The sequence below is a fragment of the Roseivivax jejudonensis genome (genome assembly GCF_900172265.1).
GTDB lineage: Bacteria > Pseudomonadota > Alphaproteobacteria > Rhodobacterales > Rhodobacteraceae > Roseivivax > Roseivivax jejudonensis.
Genome location: NZ_FWFK01000006.1, coordinates 91,726 through 111,980, shown reverse-complemented (window position 1 = coordinate 111,980; position 20,255 = coordinate 91,726). Strand labels below are relative to the sequence as shown.

Genomic DNA, 20,255 nt, shown 5'->3' with positions numbered 1-20,255 from the left:
CTTTCCGGTCCGGCGGCGGTCACAGCCGCCGCGTGACCGGGCCCGGCGCCGCATGCAGGCGCTCTGCGATCGCATCCACGAACGCATCGACCTCCGGGCCCAGCCCGGCCGCCTCGCGGTCCTTGGGCGACAGGAACACCAGTGTCCGCACCACCGACGGCGACACGATCGGCCGGGGCACGATCAGCCCGCTGCGGATCTCGCCCTCGGCCGCGCCGAAGGGCATGACCGTCGCCGCCGCGCGCTTGACCACCAGATCCTTCACCGCCCGCAGCGACTGCACCTGGTAGGCGATGTTGAGCGTCACGCCGAGCCGTGCCGCGATTTCCTCCACGCTCTTCGTCAGCACGTCCTGCTTGGCCGTCAGCACGAGGTCGTAGCCCGCGATCTCGCGGAACGCGACCGGCGCGCCGCCCTGCGGATCGTCGCCCGGCACCATCAGGAACAGGTCCTCTTCCAGCAGCGCCCGCCGGTCGTAGCGCGGATCGGTGTCGGCCGAGTAACTGAGCGCGCAGGACAGCTCGCCCTGCGCCATCTGCTGCGCGAGGATGAAGCTGAACTCTTCCACCAGGTTCAGCTCCGTCCCGCCCAGCATCGGCGCGAATTCCTGCAGGATCGCGTCGCCCACGAGCCGCACGATGCTCGGCGTCAGCCCGAACCGGAGCGTCGCCGTCGACAGCCCGGCCCGCGCGCGCACCGCGGCCTTGGCCGCGTCGATCCGCTCGAGGATCTCGGCGGCATGCCGGTTCAGGATCGCGCCGCAGGGCGTCACCGTCACGCCGCGCGAATACCGCTCGATCAGCGTGACGCCCAGCTCCTGCTCGAGATTGCGGATCTGCAGCCCGAGCGCGGTCTGCGCCACGTTCAGCTCCTGCGCGGCGCGGGTCAGGTTCCCGGTCTCCACCGCCTTGCGAAAATAGATCAGCTGCTTGACGTTTATCGCCCTGCCCTCCTCGAACCCGCGCGGCGCATCTGCCTCAGACCAGCGGCGCCGACAGCACCGCGATCGCGTCCTGCCCGACGCCGAGCGCCCCGAGCAGCATGGCGGTGTCGCCGGCCAGTGCAACGGCCCCCAGCACCGCCAAGAGGATCGACGCGATCACCCAAGCGTCGAACACCTCGTGTTCGCGGTTGATCATGGCATTGAAGATCAGCCGGAACACCACCGACAACCGCTGGATCGGCACCACGACCGCGACCGGCGCCACCGCCAGCGCGAGATAACGAAAGAGCTGCGACAGCGCCACGAAGAGCGCCGACGCGAGGAACCACCCGCGCGAGCCGCCGTCGAGCCCCTGCATGTAGCTCCGGCCGCCCGCCAGCAGCACCAGCACCGCGACCACCAGCGTCGCCGCGACGTAGGACACCAGAAGCCCCGCGACCCCGTCGGCGAGGTCGCCGCCCGCCGCCTCGATCCCGAGCGCGATGAACAGCGGCGAGGTGCCGTAGCCGAAGGCGCAGACAGCGCCCCAGAACAGGCCCGGCCCGTACTCCGGCACGAAGGCCTTGGCGCTGCCGGCCTTCGTCACCGCGCGCTTGCGCCGCATCAGCATCATCGGCCCGACGATCACCAGAACGATGCCCAGCACGTTCACCGCGTTCACCGTCTCGCCGAGGAACATGAACCCCAGCACCAGCGCGATCAGGATCGACAGCTGCTGCACCGGGGTCGACAGCGTCGCCCCCAGCGCCTGCGTGGCGCGGTAGTTGCCGTAGCGCCCGACGACGAAGTGGATCACGCCGGCGGCGATCATCCAGAGGTAGGTGGGCACCGGCCAGCCGGCCATCGCCTCGAACCCGCCCATGAACAGCGCGCAGGCCACGAAGAGAGGCACCCCGAGAGGCACCGTGATCGCCATGCCCTGCAGCACGGTCGACTTGAGCACGCCGCGGCGCACCGTGGCGTTGTTGAGGCCGAAGAAGGCCGCCGAAGCGAAGGCGAGCAACGCACCGAACATGACGGGATTCCGAATGTGAAAGGGGTCGGCGGGCCCCCGGCGGCACCGCGCCGGCGGCCCGCGCCGGTCAGCGCTCGCCGCGCAGGAAGCCGCGGATGACCTCCGGGGTCAGCGTCAGCGACGGATCGTATTCCGGCGCGTTCTCGATCTGCTCGAGATCGTTCAGCCCGCATTGCTTGAAGATGCGGTTGATCGTCGAGATCAGCCGAAGCGGCCGGTCGGGATCGGCGTTGAAGTGCTGGTGAATCGTGTTCGGCGGCACGTAGACGACGTCGCCCGCCTCGTACTCGAACCGCTTCACCTCCTCCTGCGGCTTCCAGAAATACTCGTCGGTGATCTCGACGTCGCAATCCTGGTGCAGGTCGTAGCCGCGGCCTTCCAGCACGTAGAGGCATTCTTCCGCGAGGTGCCGGTGCTTGCCCGACTTCGATCCCGGCGGAACGATCTGCATGTAGGCGTCGACCGTCTCCATCCGCGTGTTCATCTGCTCGTTGATGAGATGCTTCAGAAGCCCCTGGCGCGACATCTCCCACGGCATCTCGTTCGGGCGGATGATCTTCTTGCGCTCGGCGTCGCGCGCCGGCCGCGCCGCGGCGTCATCCAGCAGATCCTGGTAGAGCGGCGCGTTCTCGGTGCCGTCGATCCAGACGGAGGTCTCTCCCCACGCCATCAGTAGCCTCCCTCGGGATGGTTGTGATCGTCCTCTTCCTCGCGGACCTCGAAGTCCTCGCCGCCGGGCGCCGGCTCGGTCGAGCGCGGCTCGACCGTCTTCTGGAAGAGCATGTTCATGAACATGAACATCGGCTTGGTCTTCAGCACGAGCGCGCGCGCGGGCTTGGTGTCCGAGGCGTTGAAATGCTGGTGCACGCAGTTGTTGTGCACGATCGCCACGTCACCGGCCTGCCAGTCGTAGCGCTGCTCGTCGTGGATCTCGTAGCCCGCGCCGTCGAGGATGTAGAACGCCGCCTCGTTGACGTGGCCGTGCTTCTGGCTCTTGCCGCCCGGCCCGTATTCCTCGAGGTGGATGTGGAACAGCTGGGTGATGTTGTCCTTGGGCTCCACGTAGTGCCGGCTGTAGGCCTGCGGGCCGTCGACGAACTTGATCTCGCGCGCCTTGCGCACGCGCGGCTGCGCCCGCAGTTCGTCGAGCTTCTGCTGCAGATTGTATTCGCCCTGGATCGCGCGGACGAAGATGCGGTTCTTGTTGGAATGATAGTACCCCTTCGGCCCGATCTCGGTGCCGTCCTCGGCGGTCTCGGCCTCGGCCTGCGGGGCGTCGTCGGTCTTCTTGTCCATGGCTGGGCCTCCTCTCTCGCGGATCTTGTAGCAAGCCGCGAAAAGGGGAACAACTTTCTGTCATGCGGAACGCCTGCCCGTCCGGACGCGACACGGCGCGTCCGTGAACGAGCAAGCACCTGATTTTCATGCAAGTTATCTCGGCCGGCCGCGATCGCCCCTGCCGTCGCGTCCGTCCCGCGGAGCGGAAAAACGTGGCACATTTTCTTGCATGCGGAACAACGTTCTTCTAATCAAGCCCTAACTGTCCGGTGCAGCCGGGCGATGGCGGGCCGGGCACGATCGTGTCCCGGCCCGCCGAACGACGACAAGGAGGAATGATGTCTCAGACCGACAACCTGATCGAGCTGTGCCCCAAGGACGAGGTGCCCGAGGGCGAGGTGATCCGCGTCGACAAGGGCGATCTCGAACTCGCCGTCTATCATGTCGAGGACCGGTTCTACGTGACCGACAACGCCTGCACCCACGGCCCGGGCGAGCTGTCCGAGGGCTATCTCGAGGGCCACGTGATCGAGTGCGACTTCCACGCCGGCCAGTTCGACATCCGCAACGGCGAGGTTGTGGCCCCGCCCTGCATCCTCGCGGTCAAGACCTACAAGGTCGTGCCCCACGACACCGCCGTGGTCATCGAGGCCCCGAAGGACGAATGAGACCCGCGGCCGGCGCGCCACCGCGCCGGCCCGCGCCACGCGGACCCGCCCCGGGCTCAGCCGTCGAAGAGCCCGCCGAACAGGTCTCCGAACGCGTCGCGCAGCGCGTAGATCACCGCCGAGATCACCACCGCGCCCACGAGCATCGCGACCGTCCAGGCAAAGAGCTGCAGCCCGACCGCCAGCCCGCCGAGCGCGATCCCCGCGGCCGCCGCCCGCGCCCCTTCCCGCCGCACGACCGCACCGACGCCGAGCGCGATGGCCAGCCCCGACAGGATGCCGACCGCCAGCGCGAGGTGATCGTCGATCGTCCGCGGCTCCGCGACCGGCGCCGGCTGCGGCACGCCGGCCAGCGACCGCGCCGCCGATTGCGCGATCTCCGTCGCCAGCTCGCCCACCGTGACGCCGGCGCTCTGCGACGCCGCGAACGGCCCCGACCAGAGCGTCGCCAGCGTCAGCACGAGCGCGACCGCACCGACGGCGAACCCCGACCACCCGAACACGGCGCGCCGAGGCGCTGCGACATGTGACATGAACCATCCTCCCGTCGATCCGCCCGCCTCCTACACCCGCTTTGTGGCGCGAATGGGTACGGCGCCGCGGCCGGTCGCGGGGCGCACGAGGATAAGCCCCGGGACAGCCGGAAACCCGCCGACACGGCGCTCGCCGTCTTCCTAGCCGCGTTGGCTGGTCTTGTAGTCTGGGCGAAGACGCACTCGAACGATTGTGGGGTTTTGGCCGCCGCGCTCGACTTCGGCGATGCCCGACGCCTGCACCAGATCCGTGAGACGCGGAAATCCGAAGTTTCGCGCGTCAAAGTCAGGCATCTGTTTGGCAAGATGCGACCCCACCCCGGCAAGGTTGGCCCGACCGTCCTCTTCCGCCGTCGCGACGATGGCCTGTGCCAGCATATCGACCGCAGCGATGTCGAGTGCCGGTCCTCCGGAGGCCGCCTTGACCGCCTGTTGGCCAGGAGAGGAAACTCGGCTGTCGTTGACGCCTTGCTCCGACAGCAATTGGCCGCTGTCCCGCGCCATCAGCACATCGAAAAAAACGAACTTGTCGCATGCGGCGATGAAGGCCCGAGGCGTCTTGCGCTCACCGAAGCCATAGACCGCCACACCCTGTTCGCGGACCCGAGAGGCGAGCCGCGTGAAATCGCTGTCGCTCGACACGATGCAGAATGCCGAGAACCGCGCCGTGTAGAGCAAGTCCATCGCGTCGATGATCATGGCCCCGTCGGTCGCGTTCTTGCCGCTGGTGTAGGCGAATTGCTGAATTGGCTGGATCGAGTGCTCGAGCAGGCAGTCCTTCCAGGTCGAGAGCCGGGGGCTTGTCCAATCCCCGTATATTCGCTTTACGCTCGCAATTCCGTAATTCGCGATCTCGGCCAGCAATCCGTCTACGATCGATGGCGTGGCATTGTCGCCGTCGATCAACAACGCCAGCGTCTGGTTCTGCTCGTGCGCCATCGGAACCCCGCTTTTTCTCGCGCTTCATCTGGCAGCGCGAAGGCGCCATTGTCTACGATGATCGGACGGTCCCGACTCCCAACGCCCCATCGCGACGCGCCCACCGCGCCGGAACCCGCGTCTTGGCCGGCACGTTGGCACCTCACGGCGATAGGAGCGACGCATGGCTGACACCAAGACCAAGGCGAAGACCCCCGCGAAGACATCCGCGAAGACCGGGACGACGTCCCGCGCGTCCGGATCCGGGTCCAAATCCGGCGGGGACGAAAAGATCGTCCAGCCGGTGGTGAAGTCCGACGGACGGGTCGAATCGTTCCGCGATCTCGCCACCCGCATCGCCAACGGCGAGCAGATCGTGCCGCCGAACCTGCTGACCGGGATCGACCGGCGCCACCACGTCCGCTCCACCCTGCGGGAGGATCACCAGAACCGGATCGAGGCGCAGTCGCACGGCGCGCGCACGAAGTTCGAGAAACTGGCCAAGTCCCGCTTCAGCTTCTTCCGCGGCACACAGCTGCTGTTCTACCGCGACATGGTCGGCGCCGACGCGCACATGCCCACCGTGCTGGCGCTCGGCGACGTGCACCCCGAGAATTTCGGCGTCATGCCGAATCGTGACGGCGTGCCGATCTTCTCGGTCAACGACTTCGACGAGGCGATCTACGCCCCGTTCACCTGGGACATGAAGCGCGCCGCCGTCGGCTTCTGGGTCGCCGCACAGGAGGAGGGCGACCTCAGCCGCAAGCAGCGCCGCAAGATCGTCCGCGCCTTCGTCCACGGCTATCTCGAGGCGATGGAGCAATACGCCGCGAAGGAGACGGAAAAGGCCGATGCCTTCCGCATGGACAACTCGCCCAAGGTGATCCAGCGCCTGTTCAAGGAAGCCTGGGAAGAGCGCAAGGACTGGCTCTGGGACGACTACCTCAAGCCGTCCGGCAAGGGCTTTCGCGCCGACGACGAGCTGCAGCCGATCTCGTCGGAGATCGACACGTTCCAGAAGGCCGTGAACGACCTCGCCAAGGCCAACAAGCTCGATGTGCCGGACCGCTCGCCCGAGCTGAAGGTCAAGGACGTGTGCGTCCGCCACGGGCAGGGCACGTCGTCGCTCGGGCTGCCGCGCTACTACGTGCTGCTCGAGGGCCCGTCGAAGAACGCCACCGACGACATCATCGTGGAGTTCAAGAAGGCGCGCCGCTCGGCGCTCGCCGGCCTCACCCCGCCGTCGGATTTCGACGCGGGCGAAAAGGGCGAGCGCATCGCCCACGGCCAGCAGGTGCAGCTCGCGCATGGCGACGTGTTCTTCGGCGCGGTCAAGATCGGGGGCGAGAGCTTCATGAGCCGCGAGCGCGCGCCGTTCCGCGACGACATCGACCTCGACGAATTGTCCAAGTCGACATGGCGCGACTACGCCCATGTCTGCGGACAGGCGCTGGCGCAGGCGCACGCGCTGTCGGACGACCTCGGCCAGGTCGACTACGACGTGGAGCCGTCGATCCTCGCCGCGTGCAAGCCGCGCGAGCTTTTCGTGGAGGATCTCCTGCACTTCACGGTCGAGACGGCGGACCGGTTGAAGGCGGACCACGAGGCCTTCATCGAGGATTTCGAGCGCGGCGCGTTCGACAGCATCGACATGGTCTATCGCTGACCAACGCTCACCGGGTCGCGCACCGCCCGGGCGCGCGACCCGGCACCGGCGGCGCCGGCCCGCGACGGTGTTGCACCGGCGGCGCGAGCTTGCGATCACCCCGACAGTCGCAGACCTGTCACATCCCGCTGGTAGCGCGTCACCGGAACAACTTCGGGAGAGATCCATGCATCGCACCGCCGCCCTTGCCCTCGTGACGGCCGCGCTGGCCGGTCCGGCCCTCGCGCAGGACGCCGACGAGTCCGTGTCCGGCACGCTCGTGCTCTACACCTCGCAGCCCGACCAGGACGCGCAACAGACCGTGGACGCCTTCAACGAGGTCTATCCGGACGTGGACGTTGAATGGGTCCGCGACGGCACGACCCAGATGATGGCGCGCCTGCGCGCCGAGTTCGAGGCCGGCCAGCCGCAGCCCGACGTGCTGCTCATCGCCGACACGGTGACGATGGAAAGCCTCGAACGGGACGGACGCCTCATGGCCTATCCCGACGCCGACGTCTCGGCCTACGACGACGGGCTGATGGACCCCGAGGGCTATTACTTCTCGACCAAGCTCATCACCACCGGCATCGTCTACAACGAGGCTGCCGAGATGGTGCCCGAGAGCTATGCCGACCTGCTCGAGCCCGCGGCGGAGAACAACATCGTCATGCCCTCGCCGCTGGAATCGGGCGCCGCGACGATCCACATGGTGTCGCTCACCGGCCTGCCCGATCTCGGCTGGGATTATTACGAGGGCCTCGCCGAACAGGGCGCGATCGCGCAGGGCGGCAACGGCGGCACCTACCAGGCGGTCGCCGGCGGCCAGGCGCTCTACGGCTTCGTCGTGGACTTCCTCGCGCTGCGCAACATCCAGGACGGCGCGCCGGTCGGCTTCGTCTTCCCCGAAGAGGGCGTCTCGGCGGTGACCGAGCCGGTGGCGATCCTCGAGACGGCGCAGAACGTCGAGGCGGCGCAGGCCTTCGTCGACTTCCTGCTGTCCGAGCAGGGTCAGGAACTGGCCGCGCGGCAGGGCTACCTGCCGGCGCATCCCGACGTGGCCGCGCCCGACTACTTCCCCGACCGCTCGGGCATCGAGGTCATCACCTTCGACCCGGCCGAGGCGCTGGCCAACGACGCCGAGAACAAGGAGCGGTTCGCCGAGACCTTCGGCGGGTGAGGGTCGGCCGACCCCGCGGCGAGGGCCTCGCCCTCGCCCTGCTCCTCGCGGTGGCGGCGGCGCTGTTCGTGCTGCCGCTGGCGCGGCTGTTCTCGACCGGCCTCGCAGGCGGGGCCGGCCCGATCGTCGAGACGCTGGGGTCGGACGCGGCGCGCGGCGCGCTTCTCAACAGCCTCGACAGCGCGTCGGTCTCGGCGCTCTGCGCGCTCGTCCTCGGCACGGTCCTCGCCTTCGTCATCGGGCTGACGGATCTACGGGCCAAGGGCGTCTTCGTCTTCCTGCTGCTCCTGCCGATGATGATCCCGCCGCACGTCACGGCGATCGCGTGGATCCAGGCGCTCGGGCCGTCGAGCCCGGTGCTCGGCTGGGTCGGGCTGCAGCCCGAGATCGGCGTCGCGCACCCGCTCTATTCCCGCGAGGGAGTGATCGGCCTTCTGACCCTTCAGCACACGCCGCTCGTCTTTCTCGTGGTCCTGGCCGCGCTGCGCGGCCTCCCGCGCGAGGTGATCGAGGCCGCGCGCATCGCCGGGGCCGGACCGGCGCGGCTCTTGCGGCGGATCCTGCTGCCGCTTCTCGCGCCGTCGCTGATCGCGGCGCTGGCGCTCGCCTTCGTCTCGGCGCTCGGCAATTTCGGCATCCCGGCGCTTCTGGGCATCCCGGGCCGCTACGTCACGCTGCCGGTGCTGATCTGGCGCCGGCTCGCGGGCTTCGGACCCAGCGTCCTGACCGACGTGGCGGTGCTCGCGATGATGCTGGCGGTGGTCGCGGTCCTCGCCGTGACGCTGCAGGGCTGGCTGCAGCGCCGCGCGCGCTCGGGGCTGATCGGCCCGCCGCAGCCGGCGCTGCGCATCGCGCTCGGCCGCGCCCGGCCGGGGGTCGAGGCGGCGCTGGCGCTTTTCGTCGCGGGCGTGCTGGCGCTGCCACTCGCGTCGCTCGTCGCCACCGCGCTGGTGCCGACCTACGGCGTGCCCCTGACCCTGCAGAGCCTGACATGGGACAACTTCGCCGAGGTCCTCCTGCGCCAGGGCGCGCCGGCCCGCGCCTTTTTCAACTCCACGCTCCTGGCCGGGACGGCGGCGCTGGCCCTCGCGGGGCTGTCGGCGCTCGTGGCGCTCTTCGGCGCGCGGCGCGACCGGCTCGGGCGCGCGACCGGCGGCGGCGTCGCGACTCTGGCCGAGATGAGCTACGCCATTCCCGGCATCGTCATCTCGATCGCGTTCATCCTCGTCTACATCCGGCCGATCCCGGGCATCGGCGTGTCGCTCTACAACACGCTGGCGCTGATCCTGCTGGCCTACCTGACGGCCTATTTCGCCGTCGGGCTCAAGCCCGTGGCCGCCGCGGCCGGCCAGCTCGATCCCGCGCTCGACGACGCCGCCCGCGTATCCGGCGCGCGCTTCGGCCGGCGGCTCTGGCGGGTGCACCTTCCGCTTCTCGCGCCAGCGGCGGCCTCGGGCGCGATCCTCGTCTTTCTCACCGCCTACAACGAGGTCACGGTGTCGGCGCTCCTGTGGTCGCGCGGGAACGAGACCATCGGAACGACGATCTTCAACTACGAGGACGGCGGCTACACCACGCTGGCGGCGGCGATGTCGTCGATCACCGTGCTGGCGACGATCGCGCTGATGACGCTACTCGACCGGCTCGGACAGCGTCTGCCGCCCGGCGTCGTGCCCTGGCGTCTCTGACGCCGGCGCCGGCAGGACCCAGCCGCCCGTCAGCGTCAGCGGGGCCGTCTCACCCGTGCGCAGCGGGCGCGCGCTCGTCACCGGCAACGCCTCGGGCAGTCCCTCGACCGCGGCCATCGCCTCCCAGGCGCCGCCGCGGTAGAACACCCGCTCCAGCCGCGCGGTCAGCGGCCCGTCGCCGAGCCGCACGTCCCCCGGGCGGATCACCACCGACACCGGGCCCGGCGCCGTCGGTCCGGCCGTCGCCACCGCCACGCGCTGACCGGCCAGCGTCGCCTGCCCGTCCGCCTCCAGCGTCGCCGGCAGGACGGCGGCGCGGCCGATGAAGCGCGCGACCTCCTCGGTCCCGGGCCGGTCGTGCAGCGCCTGCGGCGTCGCGACCTGCTGGAACCGGCCGCGCGCCATGACGGCGACGCGGCTCGCGAGCGCCATCGCCTCGCGCTGGTCGTGCGTGATATACAGCGTCGTCGCACCGGCCCGCCGGTGAAAGGCGTGGATCTCCTCCTCCATGCTGGCGCGCAGGTGCGGGTCGAGGTTCGCCAGCGGCTCGTCCATCAGGATCGTCCGCGCGCCGCCCGCGAGGCACCGCGCGAGCGCGACGCGCTGGCGCTGGCCGCCCGAAAGCTCCGCCGGCCGGCGCGCCGCGAACTCCTCCAGCGCCACCGTCGCGAGGTGCCGCTCCGCATCGGCGCGGGCCGCGCGTCGGCCGCCGCCCGCGCTCTCGATCGGGAATGCCACGTTGTCGCGCACATCCATGTGCGGCCACAGCGCGTAGGACTGGAACACCACGCCGACATTGCGCGCCTCGGGCGGCACGTGCGTGCCCGGCCCCGCCACCGGCCGCCCGTCGAGCGCGACCCTGCCGCCGTCGAGCGTCTCCAGCCCCGAGATCATCCGCAGAAGGGTCGACTTGCCGCAGCCCGAGGGTCCGAGCACGACGAAGAACTCGCCATCCTCGATCTCGGCGGTCACGCCGTCGACCGCCGCCCGATCGCCGAAGGTCTTGCGGATGTCGGTCAGCGATACCGCCATGCGTCACCTCTCCTGCACCGCGGTCTGTGTCGGGGCGGCGGACGCGACAGTCAAGGGCGGGCCTTGCCCGCCGGCGCGGCCCTACTTCCAGGCCACGAGGTCGACGAGCGCGGACATGCCCGCGTGCCCGGCGCCCTCGGACACCTCCGCGTCATAGGCCATGATCCGGCAATCGGCCATGTCGCCGAACGCCTCGCGCAGGAGCGGCTCGGTATAGAGGTTCTCCAGCGCCTTCGGCCCGCCGGTGCCATAGTCCAGCTGCTTCGGGCCGTAGCCCTCGATCAGCAGGAGGCCGCCGGGCTTCAGCGCGCGCCGCATGCCGGCAAAGACCCGCGCGCGCGCCTCGGGAGCCAGGAACTGGAAGAACACGCCGACGACCACGTCGTAGGCGGCGTCCGGAAACGCGAAGTCCTCGAGGTCGCACAGCACCCAGTCGAGCGTCACGCCCCGTGCCCGGGCCAGCGCCTGCGCCTTGTCCTGCGCGCGCGGCGAGAAATCCTGCCACGTCACCTCGAGCCCCTGCTCGGCCAGCCAGACCCCGTTGCGTCCCTCGCCGTCGGCGATGCTGAGCGCGCGCATCCCCGGTTTCAGAAGGTCCGCCTGCCGCGACAGGAAGGCGTTGGGCGCGGTGCCGAAGACGTACTCCTCGGCCGCGAAGCGGCCCTCCCACCGCTCGAGTTCGCTCATGCGGCCTTCCTCCGGAACACGGGCAGCCGCCGGAGCCCCGGCAGCAGCAGCGTCAGAACGATCAGCGCGATCAGGATCAGCGATTGCGGCCGCGCCGCCATGAAGCCGAGCATATCATAGTCGCTGATCATCTGGGTCTGGTGGAACGACCGCTCCGCCGTTTCCCCGAGCACCAGCGCGATCACCAGCGTCAGGCGCGGATAATCGAAGCGCAGCATCAGGTAGCCGACGATCCCCATGACCATGGCGAGGATCACGTCGCCCATCCGCCCCTCGAGCACGAAAACCCCGGTAAGCGACACGGTCACGACGACCGGCACGAGAACGTGCACGTTGATGAAGGTGATGAGCACAAGCCATCGGGCTAAGATCAGCCCGAGGATCGACGCGCCGATCGCCGACAGCGTCAGCGCCACGATCAGGCCGTAGACCTCGCGCTGGTTGTCCAGAAGGATCGACGGCCCCGGGTCGATGCCGTGCAGCACGAGGATCCCCAGGAACAGCGCCGTCTCGGCGCTGCCGGGAATGCCGAAGGCCACCGTCGGCACCAGCGACCCGCCGTCCTTGGCGTTGTTGGCCGCCTCGGGCGCGATGACCCCGACGATGTTGCCCTTGCCGAAGCTCTCGGGATCGCGCGAGCTCTGCACCGTCGAGGTGTAGGCGATGAACGACGCCACCGTCCCGCCGAGGCCCGGAATGGCCCCGATCAGCGTGCCGATGGCCGATCCCCGCACCAGCACCGTCCAGTGCCGGAACACCGACACCACGCCGTCGCGGATGCCGGCGATGCGGGTCTGGCCCTCCTCGATCGCTGCGGCGACCGATCCGCCCTTGAGGCCGAGCTCGATCATCTGGCTGAGCGCGAACATCCCGGTCAGCACCGGCACCAGCGGGATGCCGTCCCAGAGGTAGTCGCTGCCCAGCGTGAAGCGCAGCTCGCCGGACACCGTGTCGGAGCCGACGAAGGCCAGCATCAGGCCGACGCCCCCGGCGATCAGCCCGCGCAACAGCTTGCCCCGCGCCGACACCGCGATCGCGGCGAGGCCGAGGATCGTCAGCAGAAAGAATTCCGCCGGCCCGAAGGCCAGCACGAGATCGCGCGCGATCGGGATCACCAGGAGCAGCGTCAGCAGCCCCAGCACCCCGCCCGAGGCCGAGGCCGTGGCCGCCGCCCCGATGGCGAGGCCGGCCTTGCCCTGCTTGGCCAGGGGATAGCCGTCGAAGGTGGTGGCCGCGTTCGGCGCGGTGCCCGGCGTGTTCAGCAGGATCGCCGTCAGCGACCCGCCAAAGGAGGTGGCCCCCATGACCCCGCCCGCGAGGTACATCGCGTCGAGCGACTCCATCGTGAAGGTCACCGGGATCAGCAGCGCCAGCGCGGTCGTGCCCCCGAGCCCCGGGATCACCCCGAAACACAGGCCGAGCATCACGCCCAGCAGCACGTAGATGGCGGAGCCGCCGGTGGCGACCGTCAGAAGCGCGTCTAGTAGAGCGTCAAATCCCATGTGTTCCGTTCCAGAGCGGGCCGATCGGAAAAAGCTCCGGGGCGCGCGTGATGCGCGCGCCCCGGTCGGCGGTCGTGCGGCTCACTCGGCCAGCACGTCCTTGTACTGCGTGTAGAAGTCCATCAGCTCGGTCATCTCGGCCGACGCCTCCTCGTAGCCGACGGGGTCGAGCGGACGGTTCGAGCTCTCGGACCATTCCTGCACCGCCTCGGAATTGGCCGCCTCGATCAGCGCATCCGACAGCCGCTGCTGGATCTCGGCGGGGATGCCCGGAGGGCCACCGACGATCCGGCGCAGGGTGAAGTTGGCGAAATCCTCGTAGCCGAGCTCGGTCGAGGTCGGCACGTCCGGCAGCGACCGCTCGTCCTCGAGCGTCATCAGCATCTTCACGTCACCGGATTCGGCGTAGTTGTAGAGCGACGCGATCGGCTTGATCGTCGCGTCGACCTCGCCGCGCATCAGGCCGATGATCGTGTCGGTCGAGCCCTTGTAGCCGGTGATGTTCTGGATCGGGCAGTCGATCAGGCTCATCGCGATCCGCGCGGTCACCGACGAGGTCGAGGCCGGGCCGGTATCGGAGTGCTTGAACGGCTCGCCCATGCTGCACAGGTCCTCGAGGCTCTCGTAGCCGCTGTCGGGCTGCACCGCGAGCGCGTAGCGCGACGTCGCGAGGTTGCCGATCCAGGTCACGTCCGTCAGGTCGTAGCCCGACGACTGGCCCATCAGCTGCGGCACGGTCAGGCCGGGCACGTTCCAGATCCCGATCGTGTAGCCGTCGGGATCGGCGCGGTAGACGGTCGAGGCGCCGCGCTGGCCGCCGGCGCCCGGAATGTTCTCAATCACCACCTCGGTGCCGAGGATGCGCTCCATCTCGGGCGCGACCGCGCGGGCGTATTCGTCGAAGCCGCCACCGGGGCTGTAGGGCACCACGAAGGTGATCGGCTCGGACGGCCAGTCGTCCTGCGCCAGCGCCGGCGCGGCGACCAGCGCGGCAAGCGCGGTGAGCAGGGATAGATGTCTCATGTCAGTCTCCTCTCTGATGGGACGGTCCGCCTTGCCTGTCTGCATGCGGCGGCTTCTTGTGTTTCCGGTTGGGTCCGGGCCATGCTCCGCGCATGACCCGACCTGATGATACGACGACCCCGGCAGCGCCGTGGGAGGCATTCCTCACCGACGCCGACCGGCGCGTGCGCGAGGTGGCAGGCTACGGCGCCGACGGCCCGCGCCCGGCGCGCCCGGTGCTCCTGGTCATCGACATGACCTACGATTTCTGCGGCCCCGAGGGCGCCGACGCGGTGAGCGCGGCGCGCGCCGTCCGCACCGCCTGCGGGCCGGCCGCCTGGGCCGCGGTGCCGCGCATCGCGCAGCTGATCGCGGCCGCGCGCGCCGCCGGCGTGCCGGTGATCTACACGCGGCGCGACGCCGCGCGCCTCGCCGCGCGCCGGACCAAGACCGCCCGCGGCGCAGAGGACGACCCCGCCGGCAACGAGATCGTGGCCCCGCTCGCCCCCGCGCCCGGGGACGTCGTGCTGGGCAAGTCGAAGCCGAGCGCGTTCTGGGCCACCGACCTCGACGACCGGCTCGCCGCGCTCGGCGCGGACGGCGTGATCGTCGCCGGCTGCACCAGCTCGGGCTGCGTCCGCGCCACCGCGGTCGACGCCTACAACCGCGACCTGCCCTGCCTCGTCGTCGCCGACGCGGTCTTCGACCGGTTCGAGTCGAGCCACGCGCTCGCGCTCTTCGACCTGCAGGCCAAATATGCCGATCTCGTCGACACCGGGGCGGCGGTCGCGCTTCTGTCCGGGGATCACGCCAGCGTCTCCCAGACGATGCCGCGATAGAGCGAGTAGTCGAGCAGCACCTCGAACACCAGGACCACGAAGACGAGCACGCCGGCGGCTGTCAGCAGCGACGCGCGCCACGACTGCCCGCCCCACACCCGCATGAACGCGGCAATGAAGAGCGGCACCGTCGGCAACAGGCCGATGACCCAGACCGCCGCGATCGCGACGAGCATCCAGCCCAGCATCGCCGCCTCGCTCCGGAGCGGCGGGTCGTGCGCCATCTCGCGGTTGCGGAAATCCGCGCCGAGCGCGGCGCGCAGCGCCGATCCAAGCCCGTTGTCGAACCGCGACAGAAGGTCGAGCACCGACAGGATCGCCGTCGCCACGCCGACGATCGTCGGCATCATCCGCGGCGTCGCGCCGTAGCGCTGCGCCCAGACGACGTAGCCCACGGACACCGCGATCAGCAGCAGCGGCGGCCAGATCGAGCGGATCTTGCGCGGGGCGGTCTCGGACATGTCTCAGGCCTCCGGAAACAGAAGGGACTTTACCACGACCGGCGCGGCCCCGGTGGCACGGATCACCGCGCCGATGTCGATGAAATCGAACTCCGACAGCGCGATCCCGTCGACCGACACGATCGCGCCCGGCACGTCCTCCTCCGTCCGGATCTGCATCCCGAGGAGCCCGCCCACGTCGCCGTCGATCACCAGAACGAGCGGATGGCCCGCGGCGATCAGCGGCGCGAGCCCCCGGACCAGCCCGGCGCCGAGCGCCTTCAGCCGGCCATAGAGCGCCGAGCCCTGCCAGGGCAGCGCCACCGCGACCGGCGTTTCGCCGTCGCCCATCTCCATCCGGCCGAGCGCGTCGGTCACCGCCTGCGCCACCGCGTCCGGGTCGATCTCGGGCCCGAGGTCGAGCTTCGGCGCGACCACCGGCAGGTTGCGCAGCGGCAGCGCGTCGGCCGGATCGAGGAAGATCGTCGAGCCGCTGACCTGCACCGAATATTGCGAGGCGCCGACGACGGTGGCGCGGATGCGCTGGCGCGCCGGCACGACCTCGGCCGCGATCGCCTCCAGCCGCGCCGCCAGCGCGGCGATCAGCTCCGGCCCGAGGTCGTCGGCGGGCCCCGCCGCGCCTTCGAGGTATTCCGACGCCCCGCCCGACAGCACGACGCGCGGCGACTCGGCCGCATCGAGCGGCGGCAACCGCATGAAGCCGTCCACGTCCTCGCCCTGCGCGGCGTCGATGATGCACCCGGTCATCGCCTCGGCCACGCGGCGCCGCGCCTCCGGCGCCAGCGGATCGCCGAGCCCCGCGTCCAGCCCGGCATCGGCGATGTGGCGCCGGCCGAACGGTTCGAGCCGCGCGATCCGCCCCGCGTCGTCGAACGCGACCAGCCGCGCGCCGGCGTCGAGCGCCGTGCGCGCCACCACGTCGCCGCCCGCGCAGAGCGCGATCTTCGTCGTGCCGCCGCCCACGTCGATGTTGAGGACCGGGCCGCCCCGGTTCGACAGCGCGACCGCGCCCGACCCGTGCGCGGCCATCATCGTCTCGAGCCCGTCGCCCGCGCTCAGCGCCACGAACGTTCCGGCCTGCGCCGCGAACAGCTCGCCGATGGCGCGGGCATTGGCCCGCCGCGCGGCGACCCCGGTCAGGATCAGCGCGCCGGTGTCGATCTCCTCGGGCGTGATGCCCGCCCGGGCATACTGCGCCTCGATGAACGCCCCCAGCGCCTCGGCGTCGATGGTGTTGCCCTCGGCATAGGGCGTCAGCAGGATCTCGGATTCGAATCGCACGTTGCGCTCGACCACGACGTAGCGGGTATCGAGCCGGTCGAGCAGCAGCGTCGACACCAGAAGGTGCGAGGTCGACGAGCCGATATCGACGCCGACGCTCGTCAGCTCGAGCTGGTCCTCCTCGATCAGGCTGCGTCCCGCCTGCGAGAAGAAGACCCGGCCGCCCGCCTCCGGATCGCCGATATCGGCCGCCCGGTTCACGCGCCCTCTGGCTTGTCGTAAAGCGCCGGATCCATCCGCGTCTCGCCGCCGTTGCGGGCGATATGCGCCTCGAACTCGGCGCGGATGTGCGGATCCTCCATCCAGTAGGGGATCGAGGTGCCGCCCTCGGTGACGTCCATCGCGGTGTAGTCGATCTGCTTCTCGCCCGGCGGTAGGCCGGTCACGAGGCTCGGGTGGTTCGGCCCGAACCACGCCGACAGGCGGAACGGCTCGTTCGAGGTATTGAAGTGCTGGTGATACCAGCGCGCGCCGCCCGGCGCCGCCGACACGAGTCCCACGGGCTCGTAGTCGACCCGCTTCACCTTGTCGCCGTGGCCGTCCTGCCACGGGTTCACGCCGCACTCCTCGGGCCAGGTGTAGGTGTAGCCCTTGCCCTTCACGCAGACGAGCACGGCCGCCGAGGTGTGGGCATGTGCCTTGGAATACTTGCCGGTCTCGTGCTGGCCGATCCACAGGTAGAACTTGTTGCCGGTCATGAACGGCTCCACCCGGCGGTACCCCGGCGAGCGGCGGTTATCGAGCGGCAGCTCGCAGTTCATCACGTCCGGCACGAGGTTGGTGCGCCGCATGGCGAGCCCGCGGATCGGGTCCGGCTCGAGATCGTCGTTCGGCTTGTAGAAGTCCGGATCGCCCGAGAACCGGTCGGTGAACTTGAACGGGTTCTCGAAGATCGCCTTCGTGTCGCCGATCAGGTTCATCAGGTTCGGCGCCGTCGTCCCGCCCAGCAGCAGCGCCGGCGAATTGGTCGCGTTGACGATGCGGTGGTAGGCGTTGACCGGGATCGAGAAGAGCGAGCCCTCCTGCCACTCGAAGGTGTGCACCGGGCCGCCCTCCTCGAGCCAGACCTCGGTCGCGCCGCGCCCTTCGACCACGAGGTAGATCTCCTCGTAGATGTGCTTTTCGACGTTGAGCGCGCCGGCCGCCGGCACCTCGACGACGTAGTTGCCCCACTTCCCCTCGGTGCCGTGCAGCTGGATGTAATGTCCGCGCCCGCCCATCCGGGGCCAGGGGTGCAGCGGCAGGTTCTGCACCTTCTCGATTCCGACGCCGCGGAAGACGGGCACGCCGTCCTCTTCCATGAACCGGTCGTAGTCCGATTGCGGCTGGCCGAACTTGCCGAAGCCCGCGCGTTCGCCCTTCGTCGGCTCGTGCCAGTGCAGCGCACCGTCCAGATCGTGCGGCATGCGGCTCTCCTCCCATCGCTGTTGGCCGGAGCATTGCGTATGGCGGAACGCCTCGTCAAGCATTGCGGAATGCCATTCCGCATGAGGGAACAGAGGCCACGCAGGGCCCGCGATCTTTTGACAGCTTTCCGCGCGACGCCGTAATTCTGGACCGGCGTTCCCTGTGGCGGAACGCAACCCCGAGGAGGAGAACGCATGGACAGCACCGATTTTCCGCCCCCCGACTGGCGCGCCGAACCGGTCGAGGGACCGATCGACGATTCGCTGTCATGGGGGTCCGACATTCCCGCGGCGATGCTGCGCCGGCTCGGCATCCCGTTCATCGCGCTGACGCCGGGGGCCAGCTACCGCGGCCTGCACGACAGCCTGGTGAACCACCTCGGCAACGAGCGCCCCGAAATGCTGGTCTGCCTGCACGAGGAACATGCCGTCGCCATCGCCCACGGCTACGCCAAGGCGACGGGCCGCGCGATGGCGGTGGCGCTGCACTCCAATGTCGGGCTGATGCACGGCACGATGGCGATCTTCAACGCCTTCGCCGACCGGGCGCCGATGCTCATCCTCGGCGCGACCGGGCCGATGGACGCGACCGAGCGGCGCCCCTGGATCGACTGGCTGCACACCACGCAGGACCAGGCGGCGCTGGTGCGCCACTTCATCAAGTGGGACGACCAGCCGGCCTCGGCCCTCGCCACGCCCGAGGCGATGCTGCGCGGCTGGAAGGCGGCGAACACCGCGCCGGGCGGGCCGGTCTACATCAATCTCGACGCCTCGGACCAGGAGGCGCCGCTGCCCGCGGGCACCACCCTGCCCGATCCCGCGCGCTACGCGCCGCCGGCCGACACCGCGCCGGACCCCGACGCGCTGGACCGGGCCGTCGCGGCGATCTCCCGCGCGGCACGGCCGGTCCTGCTGTTCGGGCGCGGCGCCCGCACCGAGGCCGCGATGGACGCCCGCGTCGCGCTGGCCGAACGGCTCGGCGCGCCGATGCTGTCGGATCTCAAGACCGGCGCGATGGTCCCGACGACCCATCCGCTGCACGCGGGCCCGCCGTTCAACAAGCTCTCGGCCCCCGCCCGCGCGGTGCTGGAGGAGGCCGACCTGATCGTGTCGCTCGGCTGGACCGATCTCGGCGGGCTGCTGAAGCAGGCCTACGGCACGCCGCCCGACCACGTCGCCATCGTGCACGCGAGCCTCGACCACCAGCTTCACTCCGGCTGGAACCAGGAGCATTTCGCGCTCCCGCCCGTGGACGTGGAGCTTGCCGTGTCGTCCGACAGCGCGGTCGCCGCGCTTCTGGCCGCGCTGCCCGAGGGCGCGCCGCGCCGCCCGGCGATGCCCGAGGTCGCCCCCCCGGCCGAGGGGGACGGCACCACGCTCACCAACCGCGACGTGGCCCGCGCGCTCAAGACCGCCGCCGACGGCCAGCCGATCACCTTCTCGGCGCTGGCGCGGGGCTTTCCCGTCGACATCCTGCCGCACACCCACCCGCTCGACTACCTCGGCAAGGACGGCGGCGGCGGCATCGGCTCGGGCCCCGGCCTGACCATTGGCGCGGCGCTCGCGCTGCGCGACAGCGGCCGGCTGGTGGTCGGCTCGCTCGGCGACGGCGACACGCTGATGAGCATCAACGCGCTCTGGACCGCCGCGAAGTATCGCATCCCGGCGCTGTTCCTCGTCGCCAACAACCGCAGCTACTTCAACGACGAGCTGCACCAGGAGAACGTGGCGCGCGTGCGCGGCCGCAACCCCGCGAACGCCTGGGTCGGCCAGCGGATCGACGGCCCCGCCCCGGACCTCGCCGCCCTCGCCCGCGGCCAGGGGGTCGAGGCGATCGGCCCGGTCACCGATCTCGCCGGCCTCGAGGTCGCGATGCAGAGCGCCGTCGCCACGCTCCGTGCCGGCCGCCCCTGCCTCGTCGACGTGCACATCGACCCGCGCCAGGGCCGCGAGAAGGAGGTCAAGCGCAACACCAAGGGCGCCGCCTGAGGCGGTGCCCGGCCCGTCCGCCAGCCCCCGGCGGGCGGGCCACCCCCCGATCTGCCAAGGGGCAACGGCTCCGAACGCTCCGCAGAGGCGCCCGGAAGACCTCGTCGGATCGCCGCGCGGCGGCCGGGCTCGCGCGCGCCGCGGGGCCACGCGCCCCGGCCGACCTGTCGCATCCACGTCACGCCGAT

The 20,255-nt window shown here is 70.2% G+C and carries 19 protein-coding genes; 6 read left to right on the top strand and 13 right to left on the bottom strand.

The window, feature by feature from the left end:
- Positions 1 to 19: 19 nt before the first annotated feature.
- From ROJ8625_RS16045 to ROJ8625_RS16030, 4 genes are all read right to left on the bottom strand, one after another.
- Complete coding sequence (locus tag ROJ8625_RS16045) at positions 20 to 1,066, bottom strand: LysR family transcriptional regulator (RefSeq protein ID WP_085792939.1); 1,047 nt, start codon at positions 1,064 to 1,066, stop codon at positions 20 to 22.
- Positions 978 to 1,958 (bottom strand): EamA family transporter, encoded by a 981-nt coding sequence (locus ROJ8625_RS16040; RefSeq protein ID WP_085792938.1) that lies wholly within the window; start codon positions 1,956 to 1,958, stop codon positions 978 to 980. Before ROJ8625_RS16040 ends, ROJ8625_RS16045 begins: the two co-directional genes overlap by 89 nt.
- Before the next feature lie 67 nt (positions 1,959 to 2,025).
- Entirely contained in the window at positions 2,026 to 2,628 is a 603-nt protein-coding gene (locus ROJ8625_RS16035) for a cupin domain-containing protein (protein WP_085792937.1), read from the bottom strand.
- Positions 2,628 to 3,254: a cupin domain-containing protein gene (locus ROJ8625_RS16030; RefSeq protein ID WP_085792936.1), complete on the bottom strand. Its 627-nt coding sequence runs from the start codon at positions 3,252 to 3,254 to the stop codon at positions 2,628 to 2,630. The genes ROJ8625_RS16035 and ROJ8625_RS16030 overlap by 1 nt, the downstream gene beginning before the upstream one ends.
- A gap of 320 nt (positions 3,255 to 3,574) precedes the next feature.
- On the opposite strand from ROJ8625_RS16030, the gene ROJ8625_RS16025 reads away from it, so the two are divergent.
- Entirely contained in the window at positions 3,575 to 3,904 is a 330-nt protein-coding gene (locus ROJ8625_RS16025; RefSeq protein ID WP_085793071.1) for a non-heme iron oxygenase ferredoxin subunit, read from the top strand.
- 56 nt (positions 3,905 to 3,960) lie between these two features.
- Here the strand turns inward: ROJ8625_RS16025 and ROJ8625_RS16020 are convergent, their stop codons facing one another.
- Together ROJ8625_RS16020 and ROJ8625_RS16015 are read right to left on the bottom strand one after the other, a co-directional pair.
- Entirely contained in the window at positions 3,961 to 4,437 is a 477-nt protein-coding gene (locus tag ROJ8625_RS16020; protein WP_085792935.1) for a hypothetical protein, read from the bottom strand.
- A 141-nt stretch (positions 4,438 to 4,578) separates the two neighbouring features.
- On the bottom strand, positions 4,579 to 5,376 hold the full coding sequence (locus tag ROJ8625_RS16015) for an NYN domain-containing protein (RefSeq protein WP_085792934.1): 798 nt from the start codon (positions 5,374 to 5,376) through the stop codon (positions 4,579 to 4,581).
- Between the two features lie 163 nt (positions 5,377 to 5,539).
- Here ROJ8625_RS16015 and ROJ8625_RS16010 point away from each other — a divergent pair, with 163 nt between their 5' ends.
- The 3 genes from ROJ8625_RS16010 (at position 5,540) to ROJ8625_RS16000 (ending at position 9,868) form a co-directional block, all read left to right on the top strand.
- Entirely contained in the window at positions 5,540 to 7,021 is a 1,482-nt protein-coding gene (locus ROJ8625_RS16010; protein WP_085792933.1) for a DUF2252 domain-containing protein, read from the top strand.
- Between the two features lie 166 nt (positions 7,022 to 7,187).
- Complete coding sequence (locus ROJ8625_RS16005; RefSeq protein ID WP_085792932.1) at positions 7,188 to 8,180, top strand: ABC transporter substrate-binding protein; 993 nt, start codon at positions 7,188 to 7,190, stop codon at positions 8,178 to 8,180.
- Positions 8,177 to 9,868 carry an ABC transporter permease gene (locus tag ROJ8625_RS16000; RefSeq protein WP_085792931.1) on the top strand — a complete coding sequence of 564 codons (1,692 nt, stop codon included), beginning with the start codon at positions 8,177 to 8,179 and terminating at the stop codon, positions 9,866 to 9,868. The genes ROJ8625_RS16005 and ROJ8625_RS16000 overlap by 4 nt, the downstream gene beginning before the upstream one ends.
- On the opposite strand, the gene ROJ8625_RS15995 is transcribed toward ROJ8625_RS16000, so the two are convergent.
- From ROJ8625_RS15995 to ROJ8625_RS15980, 4 genes are all read right to left on the bottom strand, one after another.
- Positions 9,812 to 10,900, bottom strand: coding sequence for an ABC transporter ATP-binding protein (locus ROJ8625_RS15995; RefSeq protein ID WP_085792930.1), 1,089 nt, complete (start codon positions 10,898 to 10,900; stop codon positions 9,812 to 9,814). The genes ROJ8625_RS16000 and ROJ8625_RS15995 overlap by 57 nt on opposite strands.
- Positions 10,901 to 10,981: 81 nt before the next feature.
- Positions 10,982 to 11,587 (bottom strand): SAM-dependent methyltransferase, encoded by a 606-nt coding sequence (locus ROJ8625_RS15990; RefSeq protein ID WP_085792929.1) that lies wholly within the window; start codon positions 11,585 to 11,587, stop codon positions 10,982 to 10,984.
- Positions 11,584 to 13,089, bottom strand: coding sequence for a tripartite tricarboxylate transporter permease (locus ROJ8625_RS15985; protein ID WP_085792928.1), 1,506 nt, complete (start codon positions 13,087 to 13,089; stop codon positions 11,584 to 11,586). The genes ROJ8625_RS15990 and ROJ8625_RS15985 overlap by 4 nt, the downstream gene beginning before the upstream one ends.
- 81 nt (positions 13,090 to 13,170) lie before the next feature.
- The gene (locus tag ROJ8625_RS15980) at positions 13,171 to 14,112 is read right to left on the bottom strand and encodes a tripartite tricarboxylate transporter substrate binding protein (RefSeq protein ID WP_085792927.1); all 942 of its coding nucleotides are present in this window, start codon (positions 14,110 to 14,112) and stop codon (positions 13,171 to 13,173) included.
- Between the two features lie 92 nt (positions 14,113 to 14,204).
- Here ROJ8625_RS15980 and ROJ8625_RS15975 point away from each other — a divergent pair, with 92 nt between their 5' ends.
- Complete coding sequence (locus tag ROJ8625_RS15975) at positions 14,205 to 14,930, top strand: cysteine hydrolase family protein (protein ID WP_085792926.1); 726 nt, start codon at positions 14,205 to 14,207, stop codon at positions 14,928 to 14,930.
- On the opposite strand, the gene ROJ8625_RS15970 is transcribed toward ROJ8625_RS15975, so the two are convergent.
- Genes ROJ8625_RS15970 through ROJ8625_RS15960 form a run of 3 tightly spaced genes read right to left on the bottom strand, consistent with a single transcriptional unit; the run spans position 14,897 to position 18,078 of the window.
- Positions 14,897 to 15,391: a tripartite tricarboxylate transporter TctB family protein gene (locus ROJ8625_RS15970; protein ID WP_085792925.1), complete on the bottom strand. Its 495-nt coding sequence runs from the start codon at positions 15,389 to 15,391 to the stop codon at positions 14,897 to 14,899. The two genes, ROJ8625_RS15975 and ROJ8625_RS15970, sit on opposite strands and share 34 nt — an antisense overlap.
- A gap of 3 nt (positions 15,392 to 15,394) precedes the next feature.
- Positions 15,395 to 16,873 (bottom strand): ethanolamine ammonia-lyase reactivating factor EutA, encoded by a 1,479-nt coding sequence (locus ROJ8625_RS15965; RefSeq protein WP_200813325.1) that lies wholly within the window; start codon positions 16,871 to 16,873, stop codon positions 15,395 to 15,397.
- Positions 16,870 to 18,078 (bottom strand): cupin domain-containing protein, encoded by a 1,209-nt coding sequence (locus ROJ8625_RS15960; RefSeq protein WP_085792924.1) that lies wholly within the window; start codon positions 18,076 to 18,078, stop codon positions 16,870 to 16,872. Before ROJ8625_RS15960 ends, ROJ8625_RS15965 begins: the two co-directional genes overlap by 4 nt.
- A gap of 195 nt (positions 18,079 to 18,273) precedes the next feature.
- Here ROJ8625_RS15960 and ROJ8625_RS15955 point away from each other — a divergent pair, with 195 nt between their 5' ends.
- Positions 18,274 to 20,067, top strand: a complete 1,794-nt coding sequence (locus tag ROJ8625_RS15955; RefSeq protein ID WP_085792923.1) for a thiamine pyrophosphate-binding protein — start codon at positions 18,274 to 18,276, stop codon at positions 20,065 to 20,067.
- Positions 20,068 to 20,255 lie beyond the last annotated feature (188 nt).

Coding starts and splice junctions, on each gene's coding strand:
- ROJ8625_RS15960 (WP_085792924.1), bottom strand. CDS start 18,078: ATGCCGCACGATCTGGACGGTGCGCTGCACTGGCACGAGCCGACGAAG.
- ROJ8625_RS15970 (WP_085792925.1), bottom strand. CDS start 15,391: ATGTCCGAGACCGCCCCGCGCAAGATCCGCTCGATCTGGCCGCCGCTG.
- ROJ8625_RS16020 (WP_085792935.1), bottom strand. CDS start 4,437: ATGTCACATGTCGCAGCGCCTCGGCGCGCCGTGTTCGGGTGGTCGGGG.
- ROJ8625_RS15975 (WP_085792926.1), top strand. CDS start 14,205: ATGACCCGACCTGATGATACGACGACCCCGGCAGCGCCGTGGGAGGCA.
- ROJ8625_RS16010 (WP_085792933.1), top strand. CDS start 5,540: ATGGCTGACACCAAGACCAAGGCGAAGACCCCCGCGAAGACATCCGCG.
- ROJ8625_RS15980 (WP_085792927.1), bottom strand. CDS start 14,112: ATGAGACATCTATCCCTGCTCACCGCGCTTGCCGCGCTGGTCGCCGCG.
- ROJ8625_RS16040 (WP_085792938.1), bottom strand. CDS start 1,958: ATGTTCGGTGCGTTGCTCGCCTTCGCTTCGGCGGCCTTCTTCGGCCTC.
- ROJ8625_RS16025 (WP_085793071.1), top strand. CDS start 3,575: ATGTCTCAGACCGACAACCTGATCGAGCTGTGCCCCAAGGACGAGGTG.
- ROJ8625_RS15955 (WP_085792923.1), top strand. CDS start 18,274: ATGGACAGCACCGATTTTCCGCCCCCCGACTGGCGCGCCGAACCGGTC.
- ROJ8625_RS16015 (WP_085792934.1), bottom strand. CDS start 5,376: ATGGCGCACGAGCAGAACCAGACGCTGGCGTTGTTGATCGACGGCGAC.
- ROJ8625_RS15990 (WP_085792929.1), bottom strand. CDS start 11,587: ATGAGCGAACTCGAGCGGTGGGAGGGCCGCTTCGCGGCCGAGGAGTAC.
- ROJ8625_RS16035 (WP_085792937.1), bottom strand. CDS start 2,628: ATGGCGTGGGGAGAGACCTCCGTCTGGATCGACGGCACCGAGAACGCG.
- ROJ8625_RS15985 (WP_085792928.1), bottom strand. CDS start 13,089: ATGGGATTTGACGCTCTACTAGACGCGCTTCTGACGGTCGCCACCGGC.
- ROJ8625_RS15995 (WP_085792930.1), bottom strand. CDS start 10,900: ATGGCGGTATCGCTGACCGACATCCGCAAGACCTTCGGCGATCGGGCG.
- ROJ8625_RS16005 (WP_085792932.1), top strand. CDS start 7,188: ATGCATCGCACCGCCGCCCTTGCCCTCGTGACGGCCGCGCTGGCCGGT.
- ROJ8625_RS16030 (WP_085792936.1), bottom strand. CDS start 3,254: ATGGACAAGAAGACCGACGACGCCCCGCAGGCCGAGGCCGAGACCGCC.